18 protein-coding genes are annotated in these 17,729 nt (G+C 50.3%); 2 read left to right on the top strand and 16 right to left on the bottom strand.

Annotation, left to right across the window (positions count from 1 at the left end):
- Positions 1–16: 16 nt before the first annotated feature.
- From FNY66_RS00895 to FNY66_RS00885, 3 genes are all read right to left on the bottom strand, one after another.
- A complete protein-coding gene (locus FNY66_RS00895) occupies positions 17–346 on the bottom strand; it encodes a hypothetical protein (protein ID WP_150310016.1) in 330 nt (109 codons plus the stop codon).
- A 47-nt stretch (positions 347–393) separates the two neighbouring features.
- Positions 394–762, bottom strand: a complete 369-nt coding sequence (locus FNY66_RS00890; protein ID WP_150310015.1) for a hypothetical protein — start codon at positions 760–762, stop codon at positions 394–396.
- A gap of 65 nt (positions 763–827) precedes the next feature.
- Positions 828–1,355, bottom strand: coding sequence for an SLOG family protein (locus tag FNY66_RS00885; protein WP_150310014.1), 528 nt, complete (start codon positions 1,353–1,355; stop codon positions 828–830).
- 154 nt (positions 1,356–1,509) lie between these two features.
- On the opposite strand from FNY66_RS00885, the gene FNY66_RS00880 reads away from it, so the two are divergent.
- Positions 1,510–1,824 carry a helix-turn-helix domain-containing protein gene (locus FNY66_RS00880; protein ID WP_150310110.1) on the top strand — a complete coding sequence of 105 codons (315 nt, stop codon included), beginning with the start codon at positions 1,510–1,512 and terminating at the stop codon, positions 1,822–1,824.
- A 106-nt stretch (positions 1,825–1,930) separates the two neighbouring features.
- Here the strand turns inward: FNY66_RS00880 and FNY66_RS00875 are convergent, their stop codons facing one another.
- The 13 genes from FNY66_RS00875 to dnaK form a co-directional block, all read right to left on the bottom strand.
- Positions 1,931–2,929 carry a nucleotidyl transferase AbiEii/AbiGii toxin family protein gene (locus FNY66_RS00875; RefSeq protein ID WP_150310013.1) on the bottom strand — a complete coding sequence of 333 codons (999 nt, stop codon included), beginning with the start codon at positions 2,927–2,929 and terminating at the stop codon, positions 1,931–1,933.
- Entirely contained in the window at positions 2,922–3,542 is a 621-nt protein-coding gene (locus FNY66_RS00870; RefSeq protein WP_150310012.1) for a DUF6088 family protein, read from the bottom strand. The genes FNY66_RS00875 and FNY66_RS00870 overlap by 8 nt, the downstream gene beginning before the upstream one ends.
- Positions 3,543–3,671: 129 nt before the next feature.
- Positions 3,672–4,085, bottom strand: coding sequence for a dUTP diphosphatase (locus tag FNY66_RS00865; protein ID WP_150310011.1), 414 nt, complete (start codon positions 4,083–4,085; stop codon positions 3,672–3,674).
- Complete coding sequence (locus FNY66_RS00860; protein WP_267872916.1) at positions 4,082–4,849, bottom strand: FAD-dependent thymidylate synthase; 768 nt, start codon at positions 4,847–4,849, stop codon at positions 4,082–4,084. The genes FNY66_RS00865 and FNY66_RS00860 overlap by 4 nt, the downstream gene beginning before the upstream one ends.
- A complete protein-coding gene (locus tag FNY66_RS00855; RefSeq protein WP_087371172.1) occupies positions 4,836–5,162 on the bottom strand; it encodes a hypothetical protein in 327 nt (108 codons plus the stop codon). Before FNY66_RS00855 ends, FNY66_RS00860 begins: the two co-directional genes overlap by 14 nt.
- A gap of 13 nt (positions 5,163–5,175) precedes the next feature.
- Positions 5,176–5,658, bottom strand: coding sequence for a hypothetical protein (locus FNY66_RS00850; RefSeq protein WP_150310009.1), 483 nt, complete (start codon positions 5,656–5,658; stop codon positions 5,176–5,178).
- A 69-nt stretch (positions 5,659–5,727) separates the two neighbouring features.
- Entirely contained in the window at positions 5,728–9,687 is a 3,960-nt protein-coding gene (gene srtB, locus FNY66_RS00845; RefSeq protein ID WP_229409402.1) for a class B sortase, read from the bottom strand.
- Positions 9,688–10,060: 373 nt separating this feature from the next.
- Entirely contained in the window at positions 10,061–10,942 is an 882-nt protein-coding gene (locus FNY66_RS00840; RefSeq protein ID WP_150310008.1) for a LysR family transcriptional regulator, read from the bottom strand.
- Between the two features lie 232 nt (positions 10,943–11,174).
- Positions 11,175–11,507 carry a PadR family transcriptional regulator gene (locus tag FNY66_RS00835; protein WP_150310007.1) on the bottom strand — a complete coding sequence of 111 codons (333 nt, stop codon included), beginning with the start codon at positions 11,505–11,507 and terminating at the stop codon, positions 11,175–11,177.
- A complete protein-coding gene (locus FNY66_RS00830; RefSeq protein ID WP_150310006.1) occupies positions 11,507–12,784 on the bottom strand; it encodes a DUF2812 domain-containing protein in 1,278 nt (425 codons plus the stop codon). The genes FNY66_RS00835 and FNY66_RS00830 overlap by 1 nt, the downstream gene beginning before the upstream one ends.
- Positions 12,785–12,980: 196 nt before the next feature.
- Entirely contained in the window at positions 12,981–13,280 is a 300-nt protein-coding gene (locus FNY66_RS00825; RefSeq protein WP_330581243.1) for a LysR family transcriptional regulator, read from the bottom strand.
- Positions 13,264–14,130, bottom strand: coding sequence for a hypothetical protein (locus tag FNY66_RS15385; protein WP_190324738.1), 867 nt, complete (start codon positions 14,128–14,130; stop codon positions 13,264–13,266). Before FNY66_RS15385 ends, FNY66_RS00825 begins: the two co-directional genes overlap by 17 nt.
- Positions 14,131–14,311: 181 nt before the next feature.
- Complete coding sequence (dnaK, locus tag FNY66_RS00815) at positions 14,312–16,093, bottom strand: molecular chaperone DnaK (protein WP_150310005.1); 1,782 nt, start codon at positions 16,091–16,093, stop codon at positions 14,312–14,314.
- A gap of 237 nt (positions 16,094–16,330) precedes the next feature.
- Here dnaK and FNY66_RS00810 point away from each other — a divergent pair, with 237 nt between their 5' ends.
- Complete coding sequence (locus FNY66_RS00810; protein WP_087152617.1) at positions 16,331–17,659, top strand: threonine/serine exporter family protein; 1,329 nt, start codon at positions 16,331–16,333, stop codon at positions 17,657–17,659.
- Positions 17,660–17,729: the final 70 nt, after the last annotated feature.

The following is a 17,729-nucleotide window of genomic DNA, read 5'->3' as shown; positions in this document are numbered from 1 at the left end:
AGGATTTGCCGCTCCATTAGAGTCCATAATGAATAACCCATTTGTTTTGGCTCAATGCCTTTTCTAACAGTCCCTTTAGTTCATATAGTTCAGGAATATCATCAATGACATCAATAAACGCTTTTAGAGAACAGGGCGGAATAAGTGAAATACCATAGTATGCAAGCCCCTTTTCTTTGATAGAAAGCGTATGCCAATAGAAATCAATGAAACCAAGCTTTTCTGCAATGCCTTCTACATAGTCATCATCAACAGAAATGCAATCATATTTCCGTGGTTCATACTCGTCGTATCTTTTACCCGATTGAGGTGCATCCGTCATAATTCCAAACTCATGTTTTGCCATATATGCTTCACTCCACAAATTAGGATTTGTCTAACAAAAACAGGACATTACTTTTCGTATAAAATATGCAAATCCCCGTCAACAAATCCAATACCAACTGCCAGATATCCTTTTAATTTATTTGCGTATTTTCCAGAAGAAAGATATTCATTTACTAAACCAATAAAAACCGTTTCCATTGATTTCCAATCACTTTCGCACTCTATCACAAAAGGATTATCTCTTGTAGCAAATACTTCATCACAAGCCCAATCTTCATCATCTTTATCGAAAGAAAATGTACCGACTAGCTCAATAGACCATTTATTATCAGCATCTTCATATAGGTTAAAGTTAATCGCTTTTACCTCATTATTCAATTCATCCTTTAAAATCGAATCCAACCATACAAAAAAATCTTTATTATCTTTTCCCATACTAAGACCTCCGCAACTTCCAATTTGTCCACTTATGTTTCTTATTTTACCACACAAACAAATCCTTATCTACCCGAAGCGTTCCTGAAATATCCAAGATTTATCATGCTTTTAGGAAGATAAGGCCCCACAGGGACCTCCCGCATTTCTTTTCTCTGGGCGTGGACCATGCGGATCGTGGACACCGTGCCGCCTTTTTCCCGCCCATCATAGACAGCAATCACCCGGTCTGCCTGGTCTACCATATAACGGTTGCGCTTCATATAGACATTGGAAGCCCATTCCTCGCTGATAACCGCAACTTTCGCACATGCCTCCAGCATGGCTCTGGTCTGCCCGTCCTCCATCAGCTGCTTATAGCGGTTGCGGTACGGAATCGCTGCCTCCAGGTGCAATACCGGATTTTCTTTGGCTTTTTCCAGAACAATCCCGGCAAATAGCTGATCTGCACCGTCAGCAAAACCGGAAATAAAGTAGGTATAGCCGTCTGCGATGGCTTTTTCAATTTCGCGCCGCAGACCTTGCTCTGCCTGTTCCATATATTCAGCGGGGATTTCCCGGTGTCCGGTTACTCCGCATATTTTTTGTTCCATGATACCTGCCTCCCTTATGGCTGATAGTTAAAAACTACTGTATTTCTTATTTTATTAGGTTACATTTAGCGTGTCAACAGAAATACCCCTTTTCATTTAGCGAATAGAGCCAGCCTGTAAGGTACAATCTATTACAGAATGGGAGGTGACTATGTTGTACGAAGATTTTGTCCCGGAAAGGCTGGCAAAACTGAGGATGCAGAAGGGTGTTTCCGCACGGGATATGTCGCTGTCGCTTGGACAGGCCAACAATTATATCAACAACGTGGAGAACAAGAAAACGCTTCCTTCCATGCAGTCCTTCTTTTATATCTGTGAATACCTGGGCGTAACACCACAGGAATTTTTCGATGAAGGCAATCCGAATCCCGCCGCTTTAAATGAATTTATCACAGAGGCAAAGAAGCTGGATTCCAAAGCGATGTCTTACATCCTCGGCATTATGAAAGAACTGAACAGCAAAAAGTAGAAGCAGTCGGCACAGTGAGGCAGGCTGCTTTCTTTATCCGTAAGTATTCCCATTTGCCGTTTTGCCATACAGCATAAGAAAAGGCCGCATGTGCGGCCCTTTCCATTTATAATGTGTGAATTTCTTTTTCAAGATCTCCAACAGTCTCCATCAAAGTTTCAAAAGCCGGAATCTCCCCATAAAGCATATTCCGCATAGCTGTGTAGTCCTCCTGCAGCGCATCCAGGCGATATGATGGAGGGAGCAGCTTTATGGTAGCCGGAACAGCCTCCAGGTAGCGCGCCCAGGCCCGCGGATAAAACTTCATCTTAAAATCGACCACTTTCTGCAGCAGATCCAGCCGTCCAAACGCTTTTTCCTTCACAGGAGATTTCGCCATACAGTAAAGATCATAATAATGGCGGGAATACCGCTGTGGCATGGAAAGATGTTCAGGCCGGTTTGCTTCATGGTGAAGGATCGTAGCCTTTTCCCAGAAAGTCCGCTCCGGCGCCACCGTCAGGACAGAAACCTCTTTCTGCTTGAATAACTGCGGGTACTGCTCCGCGGCATACGGCACAATATCTACCAGCTCTGCCGGAGTCCAGGCAGCCAGCGCCCCAATCTCCAATCGGATTACCTGCAAGGTGGAGGCATCGGTAAACAGGTTTGGATAAGCGAAAATCACCGTCTGTTTATCTTCCTCGTCTATGTAAAGGTTGGCCGGGAGGCCTAATTCAGCAGAAAGCCCTTCCCGAACCTGCGGGCAGAAGGTTTCTGCCAGGAAAACCTCGGCCTTACGGTTCGCCTCTTTATTAAAGGCGTCCTGCTTGGTGTTCGAGCGTTTTTCCCAGGGCTCATTGATCCCATACCCCAGGACACGCCAATCCAGAATCAGATCAATGTCCTCGGAAAACCGGCTGATAAGATGATACCCTTTGGATAAGCTGGTCCCGCCCTTAAATGTGACCGCCTCTTTCCATGGGGAGCGGTGAAACAGGTAATCCAGCGTCAGGCACACCCAAAAATCCTTTTCCACAATGGCATCGTGGAGGCCGGTTTTTGCTGCGGTGTTATGAAACAGCTCACGCCGGTCATCCGCCGGAAGTCTGGCAATCTCAATCATTTTCTCTTTCTCCTTTGCAGATCTCTTTAATCACAGTGTAAATCCAATCCGTCGCTTCGGCCCCTTCCGCAAGGAGCGCCGCCTTTTCATCTTTATTCAGCCTGCGGGAAAGCACCCGTATGGTTTTTTCGTCCACATGTTCTTTTCCCAGAGTCTTTAACGCCTGGATCACCAGGATTGTCATAGGTGACAGACCCGTGACCTCCTTGTTGGTCCGATGCTTAAATTCAATCTTTGTCTTATCCCATTCATAGGTTTTATATGGCCCGTCACTGATATAGGACCATACTGCCGTTACCTGGGTAGACAGCCCCAGCATATTTAATGCGGTATCTCCACAGGGAGCGATCGTCCAATGATAGCACCTCGCCAGTGCTTTGGCAACCGCATCCGGGTCCGCCGCCACATATTCCCCAAGGAGCTTGCTGAATTTCGGCTTTTCAAAGACACCTTTTAAAATACGCCGGAGCGTCCCAGCCTGCACAAGCCGGTTCAGGTTCCGGCGTATGGTCTCGCTGTCCGCCACATCCGCAAAATCGGAAACAATAAAAATCGTGCCGTCAGGAGCCGCACCAATGCGGTTTTGAATCTCTTTCGCATAACCGTTTGCCATGCGTATCGCCTCCTTTTGTCCCGTTTATTATATATTATTCGGGACAAAAAAGCAATAGACCTGTCCCTTTTCCTAAAGGGTTCCCAAGAAAGGATCTCTTTATACGTCATGGCAAAACAAAGGATGGTATTATTTCCCCGTGCTGCCGAAAGCACCCTTGCCGCGTTCGCCGCCCAGGTCATTCACAAAGTCCGCGATCACCACAGGCATGATGATAAGCTGCCCGATCCTGGAATCTTTCGGAAGCGTCTGGGGCTCATTTCCTACATTGCTTACAATGGCGTGGATCTCGCCCCGGTAGCCGGAATCCACAGGGGGCAGCTCGCAGACCACCCCTTTTGCCGCCAGGCTGCTCCTGGGGAATACATAGGCGGCATAACCGTCCGGCACCTCCAGGCCAAAGCCCAGCGGGATTTTTGCAATCCCGCCAGGCTCCAGGGTACAGTCAAAAGGCATATAGACATCCGCCCCGGCGTCATTGGCGTGGGAACGGAGGGGGCGGTGGTTCTCTGGCAGCCCAAAATCAATGATCTTGATTTTCACAGGCCGCCTCCTTCCAGTGCCGCAGGATAGTCCTGGTGCAGCAGAGTAAGAGGCAGCGCCCCTTTCTCGCATGGGCAGCCGCAGGACATATCTTTTTCCCGACAGCCCTCCCGCTGGCAGAAGGGACCGGTAAGCTCCGGGCTGAACAGTTCCGGGTCCAGCGCATACAGGTCTGTCCATATCTTCAGCAGGACAAAGCGTGTTTCATCCGTATTGCGGCGGCAAGTCCGCTGGCCGATCATGTGCTTCCACTGATAAGGCGTGGCACTAATAATCAGCACATTGCGAAGGCTCTGCGGGGTAAGATACCCCGCGGCGTCACTGGAAATCCCGCAGGCACCTATATCCGCATAATGCTCCATGGCAGCTCGGCACTTTTTCAGATAGAAGTCATGTACCCACTGGCTGGCCGTCAGGATCTCATAAGGCACCACAAAATCAGCCTGCCCCGCATAATTGCTGTACTGCAAAGAGGCGCTGATAAACTTGACCTCGTTTTGGTGCCGGGTGATCTGCGCCAGAAAACGCCTGCTGGCGCCCACAACCGCCACCGTGATAACCGAAAGCTTCTGTACGGCGGGGTGTGGCAGAGAGGCGATCCGTTTGACTGTATCGGCAGTATAGGCTTTCTCATAAAGAGCCATAAGGTCATCCATGGAATGGATCGCATGGCCCCGCTGGGTGAGCCTTGCCGCAAACACCATGTTTTTCTCTGCTTCCTGTACCGCAGTGCAGTTCAAAATTTTAGTTTCAATCTGATTGATGTTCCAATTCCTCCTTTATCACAGCTTTTAGTAAAAACAGATAGTTAAGGCTGTCGGTGATCTTTTCCTCCCAGACAGCCAGCTCAAAAGTTTTCCGATCTGTAAAGCACATATCATAAATGGAGATGATGTGCTTTGCCATCATCCCGGCCAACGCCCGCTGCGGGGTGCTGTCCTGGATCGCAGCCGCCGCTTTGAAGGCGCTGAGCCGGTCCGGGTTGTCGCCGGTATATTCTTTGGCCTTCTGAATCAGAAGCCCTTCACACTGCCGTACCTGTTCCCGGAAAACAGCCTGAAATTCTTTTTGTGTCATAACTCACCCCACTTTACGCCGTAGGAAGATAAACCCAATCGCGCATCAGGCACACGCTGGGTTCGTCCTCCCGCGGGATCAGCCGGAAGGCGCACTCGGAATACACTGTGCGCTTATCCTCAAATTCCATGTTGTAGGCTTTATAAAAGCGATATTCCAGGTTGGAGATCACGCACCGGAGCATTTGAAGGGCTTCCCGCTGGGAAGTGACAATGCAATCCCGGTCAACGCTGCGTTTCAGGGCCAGCAGGGATTTATAAAGCTGCACTTCCGTCCGGTAAGGGCGGGCATACCGATGATCCAGCCAGCCGCAAAAAGCCACCGGGCCGCTCTCGACCACATGCGCTTCCGGGTGGTGGAAGCCGTAGCTGTCCAGGTTTGCGGTATTCAGAAGGTAGAGCATTTCTTTCAGCTCCGCGCTGGGCATATCGTAAAACCGCAGCATGGAGCGGTAGAGATGGACATATCCGGGAATGGGAACAATGTTATTTACCATTGCAAATCCTCCATATATAGAGATGGGCGCGGGAGCAACCGGCATCCCGCGCCATCTTATGAAAAATTGTTATTCAGTTACAGCTACCAGCCTGCCCATGACGATAAAGCGGTCAGCGCCGCCATTGGTGCAGGTGGAAAGGGTCAGTACCTTGTCGCTGGAAGTGACGGAAACGCCGGTTTCGATCACGGAACGCTCCTGCATTGCGGAAAGCCAGGTCGTATATGCGCCGCTGTCTTTCCATTCCAGCGCCCAGGGAGAAGTTTCGCTGCCGGATTCCTCCGGGCTTGCCACAAATGCGGAAAACACCTCGACCACATAGCCGCCCTCCGGCGTTACCAGGTACATTTCCGGGTGTTCGTCATAGTAAGCCTGCGCTTTGTATTCCACCAGCGTGGAGAACATGGAACCGTCACGCATGTTATGCCCATAGATGATCGTGTTGTTGTCGGAAAAATCCTCCGCGTTTTCATAGTCGATGAACAGACAGCCTACCTTGTTTGCCGTACCGTCATACAAGTGTTTCAGGTAGTAGCTGTTATCCTCGCCCTGCGTTACCGGGTACTGAATGACCGTGCCGGGAAGCTCCAGCCATGCCTTGACATCCGGTCCCTGGGCAATCAGGCTTTCAAAGTCCACCATGGGAAGGGAAACGGAGGAAGCGCCGGTTTCCTCCGGCGCCTCCGCGTTCCCATTTTCCCCATCCGTTTCAGCCGGGGTGACATATTCCGAAAGCCCGGCATAGGTATCGGCGCTTTCCTTGTACTGGCCGATCTCCCGCGCCAGCATAAAGCCGCTGCCTACTGCCATGGCAATGCAGATCAGAATCACGCCGGTTGCCGCTTTGCGGCGTCCGGGGCTGGCCTTCTGTCCCTTTTTCTTGTAAGCGCACAGAAAAAGGGCAACACCGCTGCCGATCACCGCCGCACCCAGCACGCCGATCCAGATATACAGGTTATAATCATCGCCTGTCTGCGGGACCGGCTTGGAAGGATTGGAAGGCGTTGCCGGGCTATCCGGGTTATCCGGCGTATCCGGCGTTTCCGGGGTTTCTTCCTCCGGCTTTTCATTGAAGAAGCTCACCTCGGCGGTTTCATCGGCCTTGATCTCCACCGTAGCGCCATCCGGGATGATATAGTCCTCACTGGCCTTATTTTTCACCTCGGTCACAGTGTATTTGCCCACGCGCAGCCCTTCGATCAGGATGATACCATCCTCCGGGCTTGTGAAGGTCTCGCAGTAGGTGCCATCTTCACTTTTCACCTCAAAGGCAAAGCCGTCCTTGCGGCCATCGCTGGAATCCTTCGTGATTTTCAGGTTTCCGCGGTACGCCTCATTGACAAAGCCGCGGCCAGCCTCACCATTTTCCACAACGACAACCTGCCCGTCCGTGGTGATCTCAAAGTAATAAGTATTGGGGTCCAGTTTGTGGCCTTCTGGGGCCGTTTTCTCTTTGACAAAATAGCCCTTTGCCAAGAGGCCGCTCATTTCATGGAAACCTTCACCGGTTTCCGTCAGCTCCCCGATCAGGGCGTCGCCTTCATCAAATGCCTTATCGCCGTTGGTGTCCTCATAAAGCTCAAAGACAGCGCCGGGCAGCCGGTGGAGGAATGGATTGTCCGCAGTGTCCTCGCCGGTATCATCAGCGGCGCTTTCTTCCGTCTCGCCAGCCTCACTTTCAGAAGTGTTTTCCTCGTCCTCCTGGATAGACTTCAATTCGTCCACAGCCTCGGTCTTGATGACCTGCACCGTACCGTGGATCAGGGTATTGTCGATCTCGATTTCAATGGTCTGCCCATCGGTGCCGATATAGACATGGTGCTGTTCCGGGCTGATGGAGTACAGGGCCGAAGGGCTGGAAATTTCCTTGATGATCCAATGGCCGAAAGGCACATCCTCAAAGGAGAAGGCGCCGTTTTCCACGGAAGTTGTCACAAGGAGGGCATTTTCCTCGGTAAATTCCTCCGTGCCGGGAGCAAACAGGCCGATCAGCGCGCCCTCCAGGGTAAGGTCCTCACCGCCTTCGGGATCCTCGCCGTATTTCACACCGTCAATGCGCCCGCGGATCATTTCATTGGAAATGGCCTCGCCGTCATTGACCGCAATCGTAACCAGAGCGGTTTCCTGCCCGGCATACGCGAAGTCCACCGGGTACTGCTGATCGGAAAGCACGAACGCTTCATTGGTGGTGCGTTCCTGGACATAGAAGCTGCCAAAAGGCAGATCGGAGGCAAAGGCAGCCGAATACTGACCGGGCGCGTCCTCCACCGGCGCAACCGCCACGACTCCCAGAAGCCCGCCCGCGGGAATCACGCTGCCATCCAGGGCAGTCAGGTCCTCCGAAGCGTACAGGCCAAAGGAAATATCCTTGTATTCCTCGCCAAGCCCAATGCCAAAGGTTTCGTCCGTTTCCAGGGATTTCAGAAGGTCGATCTCTACCTTCTGGCGTTCATCATAAAGCCCGATGGCCGCCTGGGTGATCTCTACATCCTGACCGGCATAGGTAAGCTCGGTATAAATCGGCGTGGGGTCCAGCACCATGCCTTCCGGCGCCTGGCGTTCCTCCAGACGGTAGCGGCCCAGGTATAAGAGTCCGCTCTGGGCAGTTCCATCCTCGCCGGTAGTCAGAGTTTCCACCACCGTGTCTTTCGCTGCCCGCAGGGTACCGTCTCCGGTGTAAATATCCTCGTCAGCAATCACATCATAGACCGCGCCGGGAAGTCCCCGGACTTCATATACCGGCTGATAGAGGCCATCGTTTTCCTGCACGGAAGCGAATACCTCGCCGGTCTTTGTAATACTGAGCTGGCCTTTCTGCGGCATATTGTACTGCGTAACAGTTACAGTTGCCTCACTGCCGTCAATAGTAAACGGCACCGGCTCATTGGACAGCACATAGCCATAAGGCGCAGCCACCTCATGCAGTTCGTAATCCCCCACAGGCAGAGGTTCCGGCAGCATCAGCCAGCCCTCGTCCGAAACATAGAAGGTATCAAGAGTCTCCGGGTTCGGGTAGTAAACGTCCTGGGTGATAAATTCCCCGGTGGAAAGGTCTTTGATCTTAAAGCCGGTGCCGGTCATGGGAATGATATTTCCCGTCTCCGCATCACATTTTTCCACTTTCAGCCGGGCCGTAATAGTGCGGTTGTTCAGGATATAGCTGTACGTTTCCCCATTGGAAGAAATAAAGACTGTAAAGTCCGGCACAAACCCTTTTCCGTCCTCACCGGCAACCTGATGTACGGTATAGTGCCCGTAAGGGAGCTGTTTGGAAGCGGCAAATCCGTCGCTGTCCGTTGTGAGCAGGTCGCGCTCGCTTTCCTTCGCGTTGTCATAGCTGCCTGCGGCTTTTAAGTAAATCTCAAATACTGCTCCTTCCTCCGGGCGTTCCACCACACCCTCATTGGGTTCCTCGGTGTTTTCATCTTCCGGCACATCCGGGTCCGTCTCATCGGTATGCTTCACAAGCTGGATGTTCCCATAGATCACCGTTTCTGTGACCTGGCTCTCCGCTGTATTCAGCTCAATCTCATACAGGGAAGGAGAAGCGCCGACTTCGTAGACAGTCTCGTTGAGCAGATACCCGGTGCTGGGGGAGATTTCACGGATCGTCCAGGCGTCCCCGCATACATAATAGCGGGTCATAAAGCTGCCGTCTGCATCCGTGGTATAGGTATCGACCAGTTCGCCGTTGTTATAGATGTGGCGTACCTCCGGGTCAAACCGCTCCAGGGCCATGATGTCATGCCCTTTCAACTTTTCAGCCCCGGACTGCTGCCGGGCCAGCGCGATCCGCTCACCCATAGTGCGGGGGTAAGGCAGATGATAGTTCTTCTGGATGTCCTTCACCAAATCCATGCACTGTTCATTTGACAGAACCCGCAGCTTTGCCATGAGTCCCCGCACCATATCGCGCTGCTCCGGGTTACGGGTAAAACGGGCTGTCATATACAGTTCATCCAACACTTTGGCCTGGCAGTCACCGTCAACCTGAAACAACTGCCTTTTTTCTTCTTCATTCAGTTCCATGTAAATTTCCTCCTATTTCTGAAAATGGGCGCAAAAAAAGGGCGCCCATCAGATCAGATGAAACGCCCTGATAAGCAGCGGTCCGGTAAAACACCGCACCGCTGCAGCAGTATTCAATTTTGTCTTTTAAGTGACACCTCCCATCATTCGACAGATTTTTCGCTGGCTATCAAGGTTGGAAAAGGAATTGAACAGGCAACGACAAACGCTGAAACCCTTGAAAACACTGGGTTTTTCCGTTTGTCCTTATTATACCGTAAGGGCATACGGATACTACACACTACGTCCATCTCAGCGTTAGGATGTGTTGAAACAGAGAAATTTATACAAAAAGAGACCTGCATCCACTATTGTAGTGAATACAGGCCTCTGCTTATTTCTGCAGCGCTTTACAGACATGCTCAATAAACTTCTCTGCCGCAATGCCGAACGGCTGCTGTCTCTTCCATGCAAGCGCGCATGTTGCAGACAGTTCCGGCTTTAGAGGACGGTATGTCAGTTTTGTCTGATCCCAGAAATCCACCGAGCCGCATGTGTTGATTGAATATGCAAGCTGCTGGTTTGCCATAACTGCACTTCCGGCAGGCAGGTTACTTGTCATCAGCACATGCAGCTTGTTATAATACTCGCCAAACCAGTTTGCAATCTCGCTCTGTATGCTTGCCCTTCTCGGCATAATCAGCGGGACACCCGCCAGATCCTCCGGTGTAATATATTCCTTTGCAGCAAGTGGTGCATCCGGATGCATGGTGACCACACATGTTTCTTTTCCCGCCAGACGGATGAAATCATATTTTTCCAGATCGACAGGCTCAAGCAGCAGACCGATATCGGTCAGCCCCCGGTCCATCCGTTCCGTCACATGATCTGCAGTTGCCGTATACAGATCAAATGTAACGAGCGGATATTTCTCATGAAAGGTCCGGATCAGTTCAGGAAGTCTCTGTACAGTCCTCAAGTCTCCGCATCCGATCGACACACTCCCCTCCACCTGCTCTTCCTGTGCTATGAGCTCCTGCTCTGTCTTATCGACCAGCTCCAATATCTCCTCCGCCCTGCGCCGGAGCAGAAGTCCCTCATTTGTAAGAGATATTTTTCGACTTCCTCTTACGAACAGTTTCACTCCCATCTGATCTTCCATCTGCGAGAGCTGACGGCTCAGTGTAGGCTGTGTAATATGGAGCACCTCTGCCGCCCGTGTGATGCTCTCCTCCCTCACTACCGTCAGAAAATATCGCAGTACCCTTATCTCCATAGTACGTTCTCCTTCCTACTGCATTTACACAGGTTTCACCAAATCGTTACAGTTTCTATCCGATCACTCCCATGCCCAGCAGGATTCCGAACAGGATAGAGAAAACCACACGGCAGCCCTTTGGCTTTTCTTTCTTCCATCGTCATAGTGTTTCCTCCTGCTTTTTACGTTTTTTTCTAATTCATATCATAACAAAATGACAATGGAAATTCTACATTGATACAACACCTGTTCAAAAATGAATATCCGAAAAGCCGGCATTCCATACCGTATCCCCGTCTCTCACCATCGTCTTCAGACGTTCATACTCGTCCTTTAACATTTGCCTTCCGGTGTCTGTTATGATATAGGATTTCCGCCTGCCTTCTTCCGCGGTCTTTCGTATTACATCGTTCTCCTCAAATCTGGACAGCATAGCGTACAGTGTTCCCGGTCCTACTTTTACACGCCCGTCCGATATCTGCCGGACTTTCTCCATAATGTCGACGCCGCAGCATTCTTCTGTCAGGGCAAGGAGAATATAATACATCGGTTCTGTCAATGTCTGAAACTGTTCTCTTGCCATTATATTACCCCCAGCTTTTCCATCACGATCTGTATCTGAGCATCGTCCAGCTCCGTATCCGAACTCAGCACGAGCAGCATTTCATCATACATCACGAGGTAATTTCCGCTCCCCTCCCATGTCTCAAGCGCCCGCTCCGCCTGCCATGAGGCACTACAGTCCACAGATTCCTCTGACTTGTATTCATCCTCCCATAACTTCTCCAGTATCCATGGATGCTTACTTCTGTAAACTGTATATGTGAGACTGTCGGATAAGGACTGCCCCTCGCTGTCCGTCTGCCCGTGGTCATAGGACACCATGTAATAATCCATGCTTCCAAGGACACTTTCTTCATGTCCGTGATCCAGATAGTCCGGCTCGCCTTCCACCTCACGGTAATCAGACTGAACAAGCGGCACATCTGAAAGGTCATAATCTCCTTCTTCCATCTGTATCACATCCGACACTATACCTGCCACAAAAATCAGGACGAAACAGTACGGAATCAGAGTCCATACGGCAATCTGCGCCTCCCATGACGGACGCATATATATCATCACGATACGCACGGCAAAGATGATAATGACTGCAATGATAAGCATAATAATACTGCATATGCTCAGGATGTCTCCCGCACAGTATATAAGGAGCACCATTATGAACAGCGCCCAGATTTCATTGGCCGCCCGGACTCTCTTTCTCTGCCCGTAATATATACTCCCCCTGCTTTCCAGTTCCCGTTTCGCCCGGCGGCTCCAGAAGAACAGTACACCAAGCTGCAGCAGATAAAGCAGGCACATAAATGTCAGCCCTGCAAGAAGGAGAAGCCACATCTGTGAAAAGACCCATCTGTCAAAGTTGATTGTAAAAAACTGCAGCCAGTCCATTCCCGCCAGAAGCGCAAACCCGGCAGAACGGTCAAGAAGATGCCTTATCTCCGCTTTCTTCACATTCTGAAACCGCTCCTCTTCTGTCACGATGGGAACAGCATCGTCCTGTATTCTCCTGAAAATGCAGAACCGCCTCCGCCCGTCGATGAGCCTCCATCCTGCCGCCTCGCAATATTCGGCATACTCTTCTGCATCTTTCCCCGGCTGACTGTCACTCTCCCGGCCTTTGGGGAATACTTCGGCGGCATATACGATATCCTCCGGTTCTCCTTTTTCAAATATAAGCCCGAACTTCCAGCTTGTAAAGTGCCATCCTTCAAGCGACATCTCATGGAGATAATCGGCAAATGCGCTGCACTCCAGATAACTGAAATCTCTGAACACCCGTTTTATATTCTTTTTCATGGAACTCCCTCCTTCCTGCTTTCATTACTATTTCCCACAACAAATATCGAGTATCGATATTTCTACTTTGAGTATAATATCGATACTCGATATTGTCAAGTTTTTCAATTATATTCAAGAAGAGCGGATGAGGCAGCCAAAAATATACTATAATATTAAGTAGACACAGCACTGCCTGCATCGTTGACAAAGGATATTAGTGGATAAAATTATCCGGTTTCATATTTGCCGGAGTCATGGGAGAAGTCCCGATCCGGATGATATTGTCCTTCTCCTCCATGGCTTTCTTCGCCCGCTCCACGGACTCTTTACAGTACTGGATAATATATTTTGCATCTTTGTACAGAGACTTTCCGGCTTCCGTAAGCACAAGCCTCCGATGTGTACGGATAAACAGTTTCAGCCCCAGGTCTTTTTCCAGAAGATTGAACAGTGAGAAAGCGGACCAAAGTCTTTTTCGTCTCATCTTATCCGACGACTTATCCGATTCTCTCATGCAATATCCCGCACACAGTCTCCCCTGTCTGTTCATTGTTCCAATACCACAGATCCTCCGGATCGCTCACCCGGACCATTTTTGCCAGCTCCTTTCGTTCCGGACAGATCACAGGGAACAGATTCTCAAGATCTCCGAAGAATGCCTCATTATACTGTACTGTCCTCTCATCTCCCCACAGTGCACAGTAGAAGATTCCGGCCTCCACCAGATCCTGGAACATATGGCTTCCGTAGCTCAGTTCCGGCATATATCCCGCCCGGTTATCCGACACCTCACAGATCCCGCAGAATCCCGATATCTGCGCAAAGCTGACCGGCACTCCAAGTTCCGGCGAGGAGGTGCCCACCCTTCCCGGAGTCATGAGAAGGATATCCCTGATGCGCGCAACCGCCTCAAAAGAATGTCTGCCCCGCAGCAACGGAAAATAAGCCACCGTGTCCAATTGGAACAGGTAAGGGCATGTCACACGGAAAAAGTTACCCATCATCAGATCTGTGTACCATACAGACTGGAGAGAAGACAGGCTGTCGAACACATAGAATGCATCTTTCCCCTCTTCTGTAATCCGGTCATGGATATCTACGGTAAACGCCTCAAACCCTTTATCCGGATCAAACTCACAGATCTTAAGCCCCGGTCTCGGTGTAAGGAGTGGTTCATGATCGGCAAAACGCATATAGATCAGATTTCTCCCGTCCCGGATCTCCTGCTCTGCAAACGGTATTGCAAAAAATTTAAAATCCTCCAGATCTGCTACGCTCCAGACTACATTGTCACCCATCCGGATATAATTTAAAAGTTCGTCCATTCCCGGCAGCCCGCTCTTTATCTTGTCAAATGCGCCCATCTTATCTTATACCTCCTTTGCCGCAAAGCAAAAGCGAGGGCACTTTTCCCTAAGGTCAAGCATCCTCGCTTTCGTTCTTTTAATATATATTCTACAATATAACGCATCCGGCTGTCTGTCAAACATTTTTACAAATGATGCGGGCCGGACTTTTGCTGCATAAACTATTACTTTGTCACTTCTACTGCTGCCCTCCGTCATATCTCATCAGAATATCTCCGGCGCTTTGTTCAAGCTGTTCTTTTGCCGCCCTGATCTCAGAGAGCTGGTTCGCATCCACACGGTCAAGTCTGCATTTTGCCACAAGTTTCTGGAGTTTTGCCGTGTCTGCCTTTACCTGTTTTTTCACCGCTTTCTCAAGCTGTTTCCCGGCATTTTTCACGCAGCGCTCTGTCCTGATAAGAAGCTTATTCGCATCCCCGAGCAGCTCGATTGCATCCTTTCTCAGCTGATCCTGAGACGCATAATTCTGCGCATCCTGCATTGCCTGCTGAATCTCCATATCGGACATCCTGTCGTCGGCAGTGATCGTGATGGACTGTTCTCTTCCTGTGTCCAGATCCCGGGCAGATACCTTCAGGATGCCGTTTGCATCGATATCAAATGTAACCTCGATCTGCGGCACGCCCGCCGGCGCCGGCTTGATCCCTTTCAGCCGGAATTTTCCGATGGTCTTGTTATCTCTTGCCATCGGGCGCTCTCCCTGAAGAACATGGATATCCACATTTCGCTGATACGGTGCAGCTGTAGAGAATATCTGGGAATATCTTGCCGGAAGAGTCGTATTTCTCTGCACGATCCGGGTCGCCACACCGCCCACCGTCTCTATTGAAAGACTCAGCGGCGTCACGTCAAGAAGAAGCAGATCCTGTCCTGTCCCTGCAGCGACAAGTCCTCTGCCCTGAAGTGTACTTCCAAGGATTGCCGCGCCTTTCGCCACACATTCGTCCGGGTTGATATTCCTGGAAGGTTCTTTTCCTGTCATCTCCCGCACCTTCCTCTGGACTGCCGGAACCCTCGTAGAACCGCCTACGAGCAGGACTCTTCCAAGCTGTGCCGGGCTGATATGTGCGTCATTCAATGCATTTCTCACCGGGTCCTCTGTCTTCTGGATCAGATCGCTGATCATGGATTCAAATTCCTGCCGCGTGATCACCATATCCAGATGCAGCGCTTCTCCTTTGACCTGAGTGATAAACGGCTGCATGATATGAGTAGTATCACTGGTAGAAAGTTCTTTCTTCGCACGTTCCGCAGCTTCCCTTATCCGCTGCATAGCGGCGAAATCCTTTGTCAGATCGACACGTGTCTTATCCTTGAACTTCCGCACGATCCCCTGTACAAGCCGCTCATCAAAATCATCGCCGCCCAGGTGGTTATTTCCGGACGTGGCCAGCACCTCTATGATGCCCTCGCCGATCTCGATAATGGATACATCGAATGTACCGCCTCCCAGATCATAAACCATGACCTTCTGGGGCTCGCCGTGGTTCAGGCCATAGGAAAGAGCGGCGCTCGTCGGCTCGTTGATGATACGCTTCACATTCAGCCCCGCGATCCTGCCTGCATCTTTTGTTGCCTGCCTCTGGATATCATTAAAATATGCCGGCACCGTGATAACGGCTTCCGTCACCTCTTCTCCGAGAAACTTCTCCGCATCTTTTTTCAGCTGCATCAGGATCATTGCGCTGATCGTCTGTGGCTTATACTCTTTTCCGTCTATACGTGCCGACCAGTCAGCACCCATATGCCTCTTTACAGATGTGATCGTCCGCTCCGGGTTTGTCACAGCCTGTCTTGCGGCCGCCTCGCCGATCAGCCGCTCTCCGTTTTTCGTAAATGCAACGATACTCGGTGTCGTTGTGGCTCCTGTTGCGCTCGGTATGATTACCGGCGTATCATTTTCGACTACGGATACACAACTGTTCGTAGTTCCGAGATCAATTCCGATCACTCTGCTCATTTTCATCGTCTCCTTAATCTGCTTATCATTCTGGATTTTGCCCGCCAAAATCCCACTATATAAAACCATACCACACCAGAATTCCCGGTCAAGAGATTTTATTATTTTTTAATCCTTTACACAGTTTTTTCAAAACATCGAAACCATTTGTTTTTCTTGACTTTTCTACATATCTATCTATACTGAATATGTAGTAATAAGTAACCAATGCATACTCAGTTATCGAAAGGAATTCTTATGGTAAAAGATAATATTATTCCCAATCATATGGATATCTACTGGCATGACTATACCGGACATGTGAAAGACAAACCCATAACCGAGGCAAGCGTTCCTGTAAAGGCAGCCCTGATCGGCAGAGTCGGGCTGATGCTGTTGTCCTGCGGGACAGGCGCATGGCGTGTTCGCAGCTCCATGAATGCAATATCTGAACAGCTCGGAGTTACGTGTACCTCCAGTATCGGACTTATGACCATTGTCTACACCTGCTTTGACGGACACAAAACCTTTACAAATTCTCTGTGTCTGAACAACACCGGCGTCAACACATCCAAACTTGACCGGCTGGAGCGATTCGTAAAAAAATTTCCTACAGACGGCGCACATAAATCGGGCGAACAGCTTCATCAGGAGCTGGACGAGATTGAAAAAATCCGTGGACTGTACACTCCCGTCAAACTTGGTCTTGCAGCTGCTTTTGCATGTGCGGCATTTACTTTTCTTCTGGGCGGCGGTCCCATCGAAATGCTGTGTGCATTTATTGGCGCCGGAGCAGGAAACTTTCTCCGCTCCAAATTAATCGGGAAACACTTCACGTTGTATCTGTGTGTCGTATCCTCCGTTGCACTTGCCTGTCTGGCCTATGTTGCATCCCTGCGCCTGATTGAACTGGCCTTTCCTGTAGCAGGCGGTCATGAAGTCGGATATATATGCGCTATGCTGTTTATTATCCCTGGCTTTCCGTTCATCACAAGCGGCATTGACCTGGCGAAGCTGGATATGCGCTCCGGTCTGGAACGGCTTGCATATGCGGTGATCATCGTTGTCATCTCAACAATTACGGCATGGGTCATGTCACTGATACTGAACCTGTCACCGGGAGCTTTTGCGGATCTGGGGCTGTCGCCGGCACTGCTCTTCGTGCTTCGGCTGATTGCAAGCTTTGTCGGGGTCTTTGGATTCTCTATAATGTTCAACAGTCCGGTTTCCATTGCAGCCTCAGCAGCCGTCATCGGCGCAGTTGCAAATACGCTGAGACTGGAGCTTGTAGATCTGGCCGGGCTTCCCGCAGCAGTTGCCGCTTTTATCGGAGCACTGACAGCAGGACTTCTGGCCTCGCTTATGATGAAAAAACTGGGATACCCGAGAATATCCGTAACCGTACCGTCCATCGTCATCATGGTTCCCGGTCTGTATCTGTACCGGGCTGTTTATAACATGGGTGAGATGTCGCTGACCCTCTCCGCACCATGGCTCGTGTCAGCATTGATGATTATCATGGCATTACCCCTGGGACTGATCGCGGCAAGAATCATAACAGACCGGTCTTTCCGACACTGTACCTAAACTTAGGATTTATCGTACTGGCTGATAGTACAGAAAACATCTGAAATACAGCAATATACAGCGACCTGAC

This window comes from Mediterraneibacter catenae (genome assembly GCF_008691045.1).
GTDB lineage: Bacteria > Bacillota > Clostridia > Lachnospirales > Lachnospiraceae > Mediterraneibacter > Mediterraneibacter ornithocaccae.
Note: the sequence above shows the minus strand (reverse complement) of the source record. Positions and strands in the feature narration are given on the sequence as shown.

What these genes read in the sequence shown, in the direction of transcription:
- FNY66_RS00895 (WP_150310016.1), bottom strand. Translation starts at nt 346, where the DNA reads ATGGCAAAACATGAGTTTGGAATTATGACGGATGCACCTCAATCGGGT.
- FNY66_RS00890 (WP_150310015.1), bottom strand. Translation starts at nt 762, where the DNA reads ATGGGAAAAGATAATAAAGATTTTTTTGTATGGTTGGATTCGATTTTA.
- FNY66_RS00885 (WP_150310014.1), bottom strand. Translation starts at nt 1,355, where the DNA reads ATGGAACAAAAAATATGCGGAGTAACCGGACACCGGGAAATCCCCGCT.
- FNY66_RS00875 (WP_150310013.1), bottom strand. Translation starts at nt 2,929, where the DNA reads ATGATTGAGATTGCCAGACTTCCGGCGGATGACCGGCGTGAGCTGTTT.
- FNY66_RS00870 (WP_150310012.1), bottom strand. Translation starts at nt 3,542, where the DNA reads ATGGCAAACGGTTATGCGAAAGAGATTCAAAACCGCATTGGTGCGGCT.
- FNY66_RS00855 (WP_087371172.1), bottom strand. Translation starts at nt 5,162, where the DNA reads ATGACACAAAAAGAATTTCAGGCTGTTTTCCGGGAACAGGTACGGCAG.
- FNY66_RS00850 (WP_150310009.1), bottom strand. Translation starts at nt 5,658, where the DNA reads ATGGTAAATAACATTGTTCCCATTCCCGGATATGTCCATCTCTACCGC.
- srtB (WP_229409402.1), bottom strand. Translation starts at nt 9,687, where the DNA reads ATGGAACTGAATGAAGAAGAAAAAAGGCAGTTGTTTCAGGTTGACGGT.
- FNY66_RS00840 (WP_150310008.1), bottom strand. Translation starts at nt 10,942, where the DNA reads ATGGAGATAAGGGTACTGCGATATTTTCTGACGGTAGTGAGGGAGGAG.
- FNY66_RS00835 (WP_150310007.1), bottom strand. Translation starts at nt 11,507, where the DNA reads ATGGCAAGAGAACAGTTTCAGACATTGACAGAACCGATGTATTATATT.
- FNY66_RS00830 (WP_150310006.1), bottom strand. Translation starts at nt 12,784, where the DNA reads ATGAAAAAGAATATAAAACGGGTGTTCAGAGATTTCAGTTATCTGGAG.
- FNY66_RS00825 (WP_330581243.1), bottom strand. Translation starts at nt 13,280, where the DNA reads ATGAGAGAATCGGATAAGTCGTCGGATAAGATGAGACGAAAAAGACTT.
- FNY66_RS15385 (WP_190324738.1), bottom strand. Translation starts at nt 14,130, where the DNA reads ATGGGCGCATTTGACAAGATAAAGAGCGGGCTGCCGGGAATGGACGAA.
- dnaK (WP_150310005.1), bottom strand. Translation starts at nt 16,093, where the DNA reads ATGAGCAGAGTGATCGGAATTGATCTCGGAACTACGAACAGTTGTGTA.
- FNY66_RS00810 (WP_087152617.1), top strand. Translation starts at nt 16,331, where the DNA reads ATGGTAAAAGATAATATTATTCCCAATCATATGGATATCTACTGGCAT.